Source organism: Pseudomonas eucalypticola (genome assembly GCF_013374995.1).
In the GTDB taxonomy this organism is placed as follows: Bacteria; Pseudomonadota; Gammaproteobacteria; order Pseudomonadales; family Pseudomonadaceae; genus Aquipseudomonas; species Aquipseudomonas eucalypticola.
In genome coordinates this window covers 2,938,954-2,951,670 of record NZ_CP056030.1, presented here as the reverse complement: position 1 = coordinate 2,951,670, position 12,717 = coordinate 2,938,954, and the positions used below count along the sequence as shown (strand labels likewise).

Annotated in this window: 9 protein-coding genes; 1 reads left to right on the top strand and 8 read right to left on the bottom strand. The window is 63.4% G+C overall.

Annotation, left to right across the window (positions count from 1 at the left end):
* The first annotated feature begins 75 nt into the window (after window positions 1-75).
* Entirely contained in the window at window positions 76-4,455 is a 4,380-nt protein-coding gene (locus HWQ56_RS13255) for a SprB repeat-containing protein (RefSeq protein WP_176570774.1), read from the top strand.
* A 42-nt stretch (window positions 4,456-4,497) separates the two neighbouring features.
* Here the strand turns inward: HWQ56_RS13255 and fdhE are convergent, their stop codons facing one another.
* The 8 genes from fdhE to HWQ56_RS13215 all read right to left on the bottom strand — a co-directional run bounded on the left by fdhE (window position 4,498) and on the right by HWQ56_RS13215 (window position 12,679).
* Complete coding sequence (gene fdhE / locus HWQ56_RS13250) at window positions 4,498-5,421, bottom strand: formate dehydrogenase accessory protein FdhE (RefSeq protein ID WP_158157750.1); 924 nt, start codon at window positions 5,419-5,421, stop codon at window positions 4,498-4,500.
* Window positions 5,418-6,071, bottom strand: a complete 654-nt coding sequence (locus HWQ56_RS13245; protein WP_176570773.1) for a formate dehydrogenase subunit gamma — start codon at window positions 6,069-6,071, stop codon at window positions 5,418-5,420. The genes fdhE and HWQ56_RS13245 overlap by 4 nt, the downstream gene beginning before the upstream one ends.
* The gene (fdxH, locus tag HWQ56_RS13240; protein ID WP_158157748.1) at window positions 6,068-7,003 is read right to left on the bottom strand and encodes a formate dehydrogenase subunit beta; all 936 of its coding nucleotides are present in this window, start codon (window positions 7,001-7,003) and stop codon (window positions 6,068-6,070) included. The genes HWQ56_RS13245 and fdxH overlap by 4 nt, the downstream gene beginning before the upstream one ends.
* Entirely contained in the window at window positions 7,004-10,069 is a 3,066-nt protein-coding gene (gene fdnG, locus HWQ56_RS13235) for a formate dehydrogenase-N subunit alpha (RefSeq protein WP_176570772.1), read from the bottom strand.
* Window positions 10,070-10,284: 215 nt separating this feature from the next.
* Window positions 10,285-10,515: a cold-shock protein gene (locus HWQ56_RS13230; RefSeq protein WP_176570771.1), complete on the bottom strand. Its 231-nt coding sequence runs from the start codon at window positions 10,513-10,515 to the stop codon at window positions 10,285-10,287.
* Between the two features lie 229 nt (window positions 10,516-10,744).
* Window positions 10,745-10,963: a hypothetical protein gene (locus HWQ56_RS13225; RefSeq protein WP_176570770.1), complete on the bottom strand. Its 219-nt coding sequence runs from the start codon at window positions 10,961-10,963 to the stop codon at window positions 10,745-10,747.
* Window positions 10,964-10,983: 20 nt separating this feature from the next.
* Window positions 10,984-11,208, bottom strand: a complete 225-nt coding sequence (locus HWQ56_RS13220) for a cold-shock protein (RefSeq protein ID WP_176570769.1) — start codon at window positions 11,206-11,208, stop codon at window positions 10,984-10,986.
* Window positions 11,209-11,380: 172 nt separating this feature from the next.
* Window positions 11,381-12,679, bottom strand: a complete 1,299-nt coding sequence (locus HWQ56_RS13215; RefSeq protein ID WP_176570768.1) for a hypothetical protein — start codon at window positions 12,677-12,679, stop codon at window positions 11,381-11,383.
* Window positions 12,680-12,717: the final 38 nt, after the last annotated feature.

The following is a 12,717-nucleotide window of genomic DNA, read 5'->3' as shown; positions in this document are numbered from 1 at the left end:
CTTTCATAACTACCAGTTTCGCCGGTCCCACCACCGCGCTCTACTAGTCTCCAGTCCCCTTCCCGGAGCACCACCATGCCCACCCTGCCCATCAATCCGCAGGACACAGCGCCTCAAGCTCTGCAGCGCCTTGCCGTCCCCATGGGCAATACCATCCGCGTATTGCTGCCCGATAACGTCACCCTGGCCAACGCTGGCGTGAATATCGAGATGATTCAGGACGGCCTTCTGCAGGTAGTGGCCGGCAGTTGGCTGAACATGGCGGTCGGTGACCAGGTGACGGTCTACGCAAGCGCTACCGGCAACGCCCTGGCTAACGCTGAAGTCACGGCCGCCATGGTCGATAATGATGTGCGCCTGTCCATTCAGGCCAACGCACTTACCGACGGGGTGATGGTTCTGCACCACGGCGTCACCCGCATAGGCGGTGGCGGCGAGGAGCTCAGCGACCCTATCCAGGTGGTCGTCAAGCGCACCCGGCCTGGCGGCAGGGACCCGGTTTCGGGCGCGCCTGGGCACCAGGGGCTGGTACTGCCTCCCCTGCCCGACCCCATCGATGCCAGCCACTTGCTGCGCGGCCTGACCTTGACCCTGCCGGCCTACCTCGATATGCGAGTGCGTGACATGGTCACCCTGGGCTGGGGCACTGCCCGCTTGCATCGCTTGGTTGAGGCTGACGAAGTCGGCAAGCCACTGACGTTCCACGTGCCCGGCGAGTTCATCGCTCAGGCGGGTGACCAGCCGGGCATGGAGGTGCGCTACAGCGTGACCGATGAGCTGGAAAACCAGTCGCGCGACGGTGATAACCTACCGTGGTCGGCGACCCAGATCGTGGATGTGCAAGCAGGCAACAGGCCCCAGGCGCCGTGGATCGAGCAGGCCAACGACCAACATGTGCTCGACGTGGATGAACTGGCCGGGGCCAACCCGCTGGTGATGGTGCTGCTGGATGCATTCTGGATGAGCGTGGGCGACACGGTCAGGCTGTTCTGGGAGGGCCGTGATGCCCAGGGCCGACCCACTACGGCCGGGCCTTGGCCCCAGGAGGTGAGGCAAACCAGCGGTACCTTGGCCTTCGAAGTGGAAAATGCCCACGCCCGCGCGCTGGCGCAGGGCTCGGTCACCCTGAGTTATGAAATCATCAAGCCCGGCGCCAGCCATGCGAGGGCGCAGCCCGCTCAGCAAGCCGAGGCTGGGCGCGCCACCGTCCAGGATCCCACGCCTTCACGCAAGCGCATCGTGCCTATCATCGGCCACGCCGAGGCGCTTGCGCCGCCCGTGGTCCGGGAAGCCGTGGGCGGCGTGCTTTCGCCTTACCTGCCGGCTGCGACGCTGCTGTTGGCGTACGCCGGCATCGCCGAGGGTGATCGCCTGGAAATCCGCTGGACGGGCCAGGTGGCGGGCAGCACGCCAGTGGAGCTGTTGCTCAATCACGTGGTGACCTGGCGCGAATCACTGGCCCGGCAGGTGGTGCGCACCGTCGACAGCGCCAGCATTCGGCCCTTCAACACTGGCACCCTCATCGCCCGCTACAGTGTCAAGGCCCACGGCCAGGAGCGTTTCTCGGATGCCGTGCGGTTGCGGGTGTACGCTGCGCTACCCAGCCTGCCCGCGCCCACGGTGGTGGAGGCTGAGGAAGGTTACCTGGACATGACGCTGGTGCCCTCCTACGGCGCCACGCTGGCAATGCCCTACACGGTACCGCCTGTGCAGGCGGGCGACCGGATCATCTACACCTGGGCCGGTGAGGTTACCGGCCCTTACTATGACAGTACCTACTTGTCCGCGCCCGTGGTCCCCCCGGCCCAGTTGCGTATCCCTTATGACGAGATCAGCGGTAACCTCACCCGTACGGCGCACGTGCATTACCGCATCGAGCGGGCGAACCAACTCGTCGCCCTGTCGGAAACCGCCGAAGTATTGATCGGCAGCCTGGAGCTGTCGCTTCCCGCGCCCAGCGTGCTGGAAGCCCAGGACGGCAGGCTGGACCCCTTGCTGGTGCAAGGAGGAGCCACGTTGCGCGTGCAGTTTGACCTGATGCTGCCAATCGACCGTATTCGCGCCGTGTGGGACGTTGTCGATCAAGGTGTCGAGCAACCGGGCAATGACCAGCACCTTCTGGACTTCGTCATTGCACCCTCGGAAATCATCCGCACCCTGGGCCGCAGCATCGAGGCACGCTACCTTGTGCGCAGGGGCCGCCGGGAGTTCGAGTCCGGGGTGGTGATGCTGGACGTAGGCGCCTTGACTGAGCAGAACCTGCCCATGCCGACCATCAGCGAAGCGGTGGGCGATGTACTGGACGTGGCGGCCCTGCTGGAAGACGCGAACCTGACGGTAAGCAGGTGGCCCTTCGGCGCGGCAGGGCAGCGGCTGTGGCTGACCTTGGAAGGACGGCAGATCAACGGCACCCCACTGGTCATTACCCTGGCCAGCAACAGCGCCGTGACCGAGTCCGAAGCACGCCAGGGCCTGGCCCGCAAGGTGTCACAGACGCAACTGAACCAGTTGGCAGACGGCACCGACTTGACCATCACAATGAAGGTCAGCCTCGACGCCAGCACCGATGAACAACGCGCCCAGTTGTTCCCCCGCCGGGTGTTGCGGATTCGCCAGCAGCCACCCCTGGACCTGGCGCAGCCCCGCGTGCCCTTGGTGGTCAATGGCAAGCTGGACCCTTATACCGTCGCCGCCAGCGGTGCAGTGGTGCACGTGAACCCCTATGGCGGCTTGGTGAATGGCGACCGGGTCACGGCGACATGGAAAGGCACTGGCGACGCCTATGTTACCCCGGTAAATACCGTCGCCAATGACCAGGTCCCCGACTTCAGCATTCCGCGTGAGCAGGTGCGCGCCAGCGCCGATCAACGAGTCAATGTCTTCTATACCGTGCGCCGGTTCATCGGTGCCACCGTCCAGAACTCGCCTGCCTTGAGCTTCGACGTACTGCCGCTGGTGGATCTGCCCGCACCGATCGTTCCCTTGGCGAGCCAGGGCCAACTGGACCCTGAGCGCGTGCCAGCCAGTGGCCTGGTCGTTCAGGTACTGGATTACAACAACATCAACGACGGCGATAGCGTGGAGTTGGTGGTCACGGGCAGTGGGGCGAACTGGACTTCGCCCGTCCGACACCCGTCCGGCCAGACCTTGGCAGATTTCCTGGTCCCCCAGACCATCGTTTTCGCCAACGCAGGCCGAGACGCACGCTTCACGTATCGGGTAGCCCGAGCCGCGGGCGGCAGTGCCGTGACCTCCGAAGCGCTGGACCTGCATGTAATGGCCCGCCTGGACCTGGCCCCACCCGCGGTACCCCAGGCGGTGGGCAACGCCGTCGACCCCTATGTGGTGACGGCGGGTGTGACCGTGCGCATCACCGCCACGGGCCTGATCAATGGTGATTCAGTGGTGGTGCTGTTCGGTAACGACCGAACGCCGGCGCAAACCGCCACGGGAGGTGGCGTCGCCGATTTTTCCATCAGCAAGGCCTGGGTGGACCGCTATCAAGGGCAGACAATCGCGGTGCGCTACGGAGTAACACGGGGTAGCGGCGCAGAGGCGCTGTCGCGGGTGCTCAATCTGCGGGTGCTGCCATTGTTCAACCTGGGCACGCCGCGGGTGCCTTTGGCCAGCGGCGGTACGTTGTCGCCCGGTAGTGTGCCGAATTCAGGCTGCCCCGTGCAGGTAGATGCCTACACCGGCATGGGCCAGGGCGACTCGGTGCTGGTCGCCTGGAATACCAGCAACAGTGGCGCGCAGACGGTGCAAACGCCAGGCACCTTGACATTCACCTTCAGCAAGGCGCTGGTAGAGAGCCACGCCAACCAAACCGTGACACTGGTGTACCGAGTGACCCGCTCGGGCATCACCCACACGTCCAATGCGCTGAGCTTGCGTATCGGGGCCAACATTCCACCGCTGATCATCGACACCACCCCACTGCGCATCGGCAACATTTACCGCATGAACGGCGTGCCCCCCAACCCGCCCGCAGGCTCGTATGGCACGCGTACCGCCAGTGGTGGGCAGCCGCCCTATACCTATTCCATCAGTGACGCCGGCGTGGCCGATTTACTCAGCAATGGGCGGGTCATCGCCAAGCGCAGCGGCAACGCCACGGTCACGGTGCGTGATGCTCGCGGCTCCCAGGCCAGCTACACGGTCAATGTGTCATCGGTGTACATGTTCTTTCAGTTCGACGGCTGGATTAACTACCAATGGGCCGTGCAGGCTGCCGCGGCGCAGGGCGGGGTCATACCGTCGCTGGCGCAGTGGGACGCGGTACGTTCCAGCTATCACAGCCAGATGGGTATTTCCGTCGTGTGCTGGACATCCGATATTGCCCCCGGGATTCAGCAGCGCTGGGGTATCGTGCCTGACAGCGGCGCCCGGCAAAAACTCTGGGATTTTGGCATAGGTGGCCATACCGCATTCGGGTGGGGTATGAAGGGGCAGTGAAGCGCGACGAAACACGGGGCCGCGCCCGGTGCATGGCATGGCTCAGCCGCCTGGCGCCACCATCAGGTTGGGCGCCAGCCGGTTGAAGCCGTTCTGATCCAGGCCTATGTCCAGCGCCAGGCTGGTCAAGTCGCCAGAGACCACTTCTGCGTCACTGTCGTGCTCCAGATACAGCAGCTTCAGGAACTGGTGGCACATAGGGCAGGTTTCCGCGCGCAGCGGCGCGGTTTCCGGGCTATGGCGGTCAGATGCCAGGCTGACATAGTCCAGGCCTTTGCTCTGTTCGCAGTACACGCACTTGACCCGCACCACATGCCACTGGCACGCGCACAACGAGCACACCAGATAACGCAGGCCATTGTGAGCGCCGCGCTGGCGGATAACCCCGGCCATGGCCGGGGAGCCGCACCCAGGGCATTGGCTGAGGCTGGCCCTGGGTTCGAAGGTCAGGTTGGGCAGGTTGCGCAGCCAGTAGGTCCAGGCGGCCTGCAACGCGGCCCCCATGAAAGGCACCACGGCGGCTGGCACGGCGCTGAAATGGCCACTGAGCAGGCTCAATGCCCAGACCAGTCGCTGCTCGGCGGACGCCAATTCCAGGGATGCCAGCGCCTGACGCACGGCGGGGGGGCCCGCCGGCCGATAGCGTTGCAAACTCGCTTGCAGCCAGGGTTGCCACATGCCATCGCGCACCAGGCTCTCGAAAGCCAAGGGTGGCAGGCCGTGTCGCTGGCACTGCAGCAAGCATTCGGCCGACGGTGTCGCCGCGGCCGGGGGTTGGTCCAGCAGACTCTGCTGCACGTCGCTCAGGTCGGCGACCAGGCGCAGGAAGGCTTGCAGTTCATGCCCCGGCGCCAGGGCGCGCAAGCGTTCAGCCCGGTGGGCGAAGAGGTTGGCCGCAGGCAAGTCGACATAGGGCGGCGTGCTGGCCGAGGCGGCGATCTGTTGAGGTTCCAGGGTGGCTCTCACGGCTTGATCCTGTCCGGGTGTTCAGGGCCTTTGTCGCCCGTAATGTCACGGTACCAGAGCGCATGGTGCTTGCGCGCCCAAGCGCGGCTGACCCAGCCGTGCAGCATGGCGTCCACCGAGCCCTTGATCCAGATCCCAGCGTAGATATGCACGATGATGCTGGTCACCAGCACGAACGCCGCCGCCGCGTGGGCCAGCACGGCCAGGCGGATCGTGGTAATGCCAAACCACTGGCTGAAATACACCCGCCAGATCACCACGCCACTGACCAGCAGCACCAGCATGCACGCCAGCAAAGTCCAGAACAGCAGCTTCTGGCCCGGGTTGTACTTGCCAATGGGGGGCACGCCCTCCTCCTGGTTGAGCATGACTCGGTCGATGCGCTTGAGCCACAGCTTGTCGTTGTGGATGAAGTAGTTGGCACGCCAGAAACGCACCACCAGGCCCATGAACAGCAGGAACATGGCCACGCCCATGAACGGGTGCAGGATGCGCGTCCATGGCCCGCCGCCAAACAGGTGGCTGAGCCAGAACAGCGCCGGGTGGAACAGCGCCAGCCCCGATAGCCCGGCCATGAAGAACAGGATCGCCACCAGCCAGTGGTTGGTGCGCTGGTTGGCGGTGTAGCGCAGTATCTGTCTGGGCATCATGGCTGCTTACCCTCGCGGGGATCATAGGTGTGGACGGCCGGGTCGACCGTGTGCACCGCAGGATCGAGGTGGGGCTCCTCATCCTCCTCGGTCAGTTGCGGGCCGACGCGCACGTAGTGGAAGAATCCGGCCAGCACCGCCGCGCCCATGGCCAGCAAGGCCAGGGGCTTGGTCACGCCTTTCCACAGGCCCACCAGCGGGCTGATGGTAGGTTGGTTGGGCAAATTAGCGTACAAGCTGGGCTGGTCGGCGTGGTGCAGCACGTACATCACGTGGGTACCGCCGACGCCATCGGGGTCGTATAGACCGGCCTGTTCAAACCCCCGGCTCTTGAGGTCGACGATGCGTTCGGCGGCGTGTTCCTTCATGTCGGCCTTGGTGCCGAAGACGATGGCGCCCGTGGGGCAGGTCTTCACGCAGGCCGGCTCCAGGCCCACCGCCACCCGGTCGGAGCACAGGGTGCACTTGTAGGCCTTGTGGTCTTTCTGGGAGATGCGCGGGATGTTGAACGGGCAACCGGTGATGCAGTAACCGCAGCCGATGCAGTGGTCCTGGTTGAAGTCAACGATACCGTTGGCGTGCTTGATGATGGCCCCGGGGCTGGGGCAGGCCTTCAGGCAGCCGGGGTCGGCACAGTGCATGCAGCCGTCCTTGCGGATCAGCCACTCCAGGTTGCCGCTGTCGGTGTTTTCATGCTCGGTGAAGCGCATCAGCGTCCAGGTCTCGGCGGTGAGGTCCTGGGGGTTGTCGTAGGTGCCATGGTTGTGGCCCACCTCGTCGCGCAGCTCGTTCCATTCCGAGCACGCCACCTGGCAGGCCTTGCAGCCGATGCACTTGGTGGTGTCGATCAGCTTGGCGACTTCTTCCAGCTGGCGCACCGACGAGGGCACGGTGGTGGTGGCCGAACGGGCGGTGATGTCTTGAATGGCCATCTAGAGCTTCTCCACGTTGACCAGGAACGACTTGGATTCCGGGGTCTGGGAATTGCCGTCACCCAGGAACGGCACCAATGTATTGGTCAGGTAGCCGTGGCGCGTGACACCGGTGAACCCCCAGTGCAGCGGGATACCGATCTGGTGCACGGTCTGGCCGTTGACCTGCAGCGGCCGGATGCGTTTGGTGACCACCGCCACGGCCTCGATGAACCCGCGTTTGCAGGTCACCCGCACCCGGTCGCCCGCGGCGATGCCCTTCTCGGCCGCCAGTACCTCGCCTATTTCCACGAACTGCTCGGGCTGGGCAATGGCATTGAGGCGGCAGTGCTTGCTCCAGAAGTGGAAGTGCTCGGTGAGCCGGTAGCTGGTGCCCGCATAGGGAAAGTCTTTGGCCTGGCCGAGCGACTCCCACACCGAATCGAAGATGCGCGCCGCCGGGTTGCTGACCACCTGCTTGTTGTTGGGGTGCAACGGGTTGACGCCAATGGGTGTTTCGAAGGGCTCGTAGTGCTCGGGGAACGGGCCTTCGTTCATCTTGTCGACAGCGAAGAACCGCGCCACGCCTTCGGGGTTCATGATGAACGGGTTCATGCCCGCTTCCGGTGGCACGTCGGCCTTGTAGTCGGGTACGTCGGTACCGCCCCAGGCTTTACCGGTCCACCACACCAGGCGTTTTTTCTCGTCCCATGGCTTGCCTTGGGGGTCGGCGGAAGCGCGGTTGTAGAGGATGCGCCGGTTCAACGGCCAGGCCCAGGCCCAGCCCAGGTGCTGCTTCATGCCGTAAGGGTCACTGTTGTCACGCCGGGCCATCTGGTTGCCCTGCTCGGTCCAGCTGCCGCAGAAAATCCAGCAGCCCGACGCCGTGGTGCCGTCATCTCGCAGTTGGCCGAAACCGGCCAGTTGCGAACCGCCCTTGACGGCCACGCCGGCGCCGTCGGTGAAGTCGGTGACGGCGAAACCATTGAGCTCCTTGGCCAGCTCTTCGGGCGAGGGCTCGTCCGGCACCTTGTAGGGCCAGGACAGGTTCATGATCGGCTCGGCGTAGGCGCCGCCCTTGGCCTGGTACAGCGCCTTGAGGCGGCTGTACAGCCCGCTCATGATCGCCACGTCGGTGCGTGCCTCGCCCGGGCCATCGGCGCCCTTCCAGTGCCATTGCAGCCAGCGGCTGCTGTTGACCAGCGAGCCGTCTTCCTCGGCGAAGCAGGTAGTGGGCAGGCGGATCACTTCGGTCTGGATGGCGGCGGTGTCCACATCGTTGTAGGGCCCCACGTGTTCCCAGAACTGCGAGGTCTCGGTAGCCAGGGGGTCCATCACCACCAGCCACTTGAGCTTGGCCAGGGCTTTCATCACCCGGTTTTTGTCCGGCAGCGCGGCGATGGGGTTGAAGCCTTGGCACACGTAACCGTTGACCTTGCCCTGCCCCATCAGGTCGAACATCTTGAGGATGTCGTAGTTGGGGATGTCGAGCTTGGGCAGCCAGTCGTAGCCCCAGTGATTGTCGGCGGTGGCGTTGGCCCCATACCAGGCTTTCATGAGGCTGACGTGAAACTTGCTGTAGTTCTGCCAGTAGGACAATTGCCCAGGACGCAGCGGCACTTGCGTGCGTTTGGTGATGAACGCGCTGTAGTCCTGTTCGCTGTCGGTGCCCAGGGTCAGGTAGCCCGGCAAGGCGTTGGACAGCAGCCCCAGGTCGGTCAGGCCCTGGATGTTGGAGTGCCCGCGCAAGGCGTTGACACCGCCGCCCGGCATGCCGACGTTGCCCAGCAGCAACTGCACCATGGCGGCGCTGCGGATGATCTGCGAGCCGATGGAGTGCTGGGTCCAGCCCAGGGCGTAGAGGATGGTCATGGTCTTGCCGGGCGCCGCGCAGGTCGCGATCTCGTCCCAGATTTTGCGCATGGCGTCCACGGGCATGCCGCAGATCTGGCTGGCCAGTTCCAGGGTGTAGCGGCTGTAGTGCTGCTTCATCAACTGGTACACGCAGCGCGGGTCTTGCAGCGTGGGGTCGACTTTCGCGAAGCCGTCGTCGCCCAGTTCATAGCCCCAGGTGGACTTGTCGGTGTAGCTGCGCTTGGCGGCGTCATAGCCCGTGAACAGGCCATCTTCGAAGCCGAAACCGGCTTTGACGATAAATGACACGTCGGTGTAGTTGCGCACGTATTCGTGCTGGATCTTGTCCTCGGTCAACAGGAAATTGATCAGCCCGCCCATGAACGCGATGTCGCTGCCGGTGCGAATGGGCGCGTAGTAGTCCGCCACGGACGCGGTGCGGGTAAACCGGGGGTCGACCACGATCAGCCGGGCCTGGTTGTGGGCCTTGGCTTCGGTCACCCATTTGAAGCCGCACGGGTGGGCTTCTGCTGCGTTGCCGCCCATTACCAGGATCAGGTTGGCGTTGCCAATGTCTGTCCAGGTGTTGGTCATGGCACCACGGCCGTACGTCGGGGCAAGACTTGCCACCGTCGGACCGTGTCAGACACGCGCTTGGTTATCGAACCCCAGCATGCCCAGGCTGCGCACCACCTTGTGGGTCAGGTAACCGGCTTCGTTGGACGCCGCCGAAGCCGCGAGGAAACCGGTGGTGGTCCAGCGGTTCACGGTTTGGCCCTTTTCGTTCTTCTCGATGAAATGGGCGTCACGGTCGGCCTTCATCAGTTCAGCCACGCGGTCCAGGGCTTCGTCCCAGCCGATGCGGGTCCACGCGTTGCTGCCCGGCTTGCGCACCTGGGGGTATTGCAGGCGGTTGGGGCTGTGGATGAAGTCCAGCAGGCCGGCGCCCTTGGGGCACAGGGTGCCGCGGTTGACGGGGTGGTCGGCGTCGCCTTCGATGTGAATGATGTTCTGGGCGACGTTCTTGGCGCCATCGCCTTGCCCGTAGAGGATCAGGCCGCAGCCGACCGAGCAGTAGGGGCAGGTGTTGCGCGTTTCGCGGGTGTGGGCCAGCTTGAAATGGCGCACCTGCTCGGCGAACGCCGGCGTCGGCGCCATGCCCAGCGCGCCAATGCTGGCGCCGGCCAGGCCGACGCCGGCGACCTTGAAGAACTGACGACGGTTGAGGTCCATCGTGCACTCCTGATCAGGTGAAAGCCTGCGGGTCATGGCCGCGGGCGTTGGGGCGGATCACGGTTGGGCCGCCGCGCGGGGCAGTGGCTTGGTTAACTGTAGTCGGGAAATGGCGAGGTTGCCGCAGAGGGGCGGCGTGGCGGACAGGAGGGCTGGCGATGAACATGGGCCTGGCGCCGTGGGCACGGCGCGTGGGTCAGGGATTGGATTCATGCTCACGGGGCATCTGGGGGTACTACTTCCACATTTTCGGCCTTCGGACTCTTGGCGTTTGTTACTAAAGTGTAGGATACCTTCTGGCCCTGCTTTAGCGACCTGTATCCGGCGCAATTGATGTCAGCGTGGTGCACAAATACGTCCTCGCCACCATCTTCCTGCTCGATAAAACCGTAACCTTTCGTATCGTTAAACCATTTCACCGTTCCCACTTTCCGATCGTCTGACATGATAGAGATCTCATTGCCGTTGGAAGATAGCACCCGACTTAGCGGGCGCTCACCCTGTGTAATAAACGCCTGGCGATCGGCATCCGCAACTGATAGAACTGACAGTTACCCGTGAGTAGGATGCCAACCTGTGGGACCGGGCGAAGCTCGGGAAGGCCGCGACGCGGTAGCCGTGGTGCACCCCGGCCACTGCCGCCCCGAGGCACGCAAGTCGCGTTGAGGTCGCCTGTCAGTCATCTCCCATCGGACCAACAGCATCCTCGACACGCAGATTGACGGCATACAACACCCCGTCGGGCCCGTCGACGACCTCATACGTGACCCGTTGCCCAGGGCCGAACGCCAGCCCCGGTGGGGCATGAAAGTAAACAGGCCGCCCCCAACGGTCATCAATGATGCACCCGGTGCCAAGCATGGGGTGATTGGGGTCGCGCGGTTCAACGTTCATGCCCATGCCTCCTGGATTGGCTACACCTCGGGTATCACTTTATCGGCCTGCGGACCTTTTTGGCCTTCCGTGACCGTGAAGGACACCTTCTGACCTTCTTGCAACGATTTGAACCCAGAGCTCTGGATAGACCTGAAATGCACGAATACGTCGCTGCCCGTGGCCCGGCTGATGAAACCGAAGCCTTTCGCATCGTTGAACCATTTCACAGTGCCTGTTTCTCTAACTTCCGATGTGTCCGACATGATCAAGATCTCGCTGCTACGGGCATACAGCCCCAACACCCCCACTAAACGCCTGACGATCACTGCTCGCAACTGGTAGAACTGACAGTTACCGGTGAGTAGCTTCCCTCACTGGGGAGCCGGGCGCAACGTGGGGCCGCCACGCCACAGCGCGACAAGCCCCACGTTGCACTCAGTGGCCTAGCAACCAGTAGATATTCTGATGATGACCGATGATTACGTCGTGGTCCGCGGTCTTGCGCACCTGTAACCGCACAGGGTAGTGGTTGCGATCGTCGGAAGCATACGCAGCGATGCCTTCCTCGCCGAAGGCCTGGTCAACAGCGCCAATGGGGAGCAACCGGACAGCGGCCACGCGGTTTCCGGACAGGATGGCAGCGAAAACCATTCGGGCATCGGGATTGCCATAAAAGTCCCCCTGGTAAAAGATATTGTGCTCGGCATACGCGGAATCCGGTTCGAGTATTACCCGCACGGGCTCTCCTTTATTGAAATCCTGATCGGCCTTGCCATTAGCGGTGAAGCCAATGACCACCGCATAACGTCTGTTGTCGAAAGTCTTTGAGCCGATGACCCGGAGGCTATTTTCATCCCCCCACAAGTCGTGTGGCTCAACGCGAGTCCCCTCCTCTATCTCTGTGTAGCCGTCGGTTCCAAACTCAAAGTCCTGCCTCCTTTCTCCCACCCGCAACAGATATTTGTTTCCAGCCAGCGTCGAGGGCGGCAGCGCCGCCACCAGCAGCACAATCTGGCTACTGCCGCCGGCGGCGGCCTGAACGACTGCCTGCTGCGCGTGGCACGACTCCACGCCGTTCGTCATGGCGACAATAAAAGAACCTGTGCCGTGAAACGACGTGTCGAAAAAGCCGTTGGCATTCAGGCGCACCACGGCAGGCTTTTCATCTCCGTTGTCCCACCTGACGGTCAATACCAGATAGAGGTGACTAGCACTCGATACACTGAAGACTGCTCGTGGTGCGACACCTGGCGAGTGAGGCGCAATGGCTCGGGGCTCAGGGCTGCCGTGGACACCATGGGCTGAGTGGCTGTGCGCCCCGGAACCGCCGATCACCTCCGATATGTGGAACTGCTGCCGACCACCGATGGCATAGTTGGTATCGAGCCAACCATCGGCGCCATAGCGGCTGACCATGAGGACATCGCCTTGGTGAAGGAAAATGATGAAGTGGCCGCTAGCCAGCAAGTGAAAACCGGCAAGCACTCCAGATTGGTTTTCGTGGAACCAGCCGCTTCCCTGCGCGAACGTCAGGTCAAGCTTGCCCTCGCTGGTGAATTTCGAGACATCGAATCCTGCCCTCAATCTCTTGGAGAGCACCAGCAAGCCGCCTTCCGACGTGAGTTCCATCGCAACCACTTGCGCCTCAGACGCTATGTGATCCAAGGTGACGTGGCCGTCATTAAATGCAGGATTCAAACTGCCGGCGCGCCGTGGGCCAGGTTGACTATTCATTTCGTGTACCTCGCTGGGGGGTGAAGGCACACGTTATT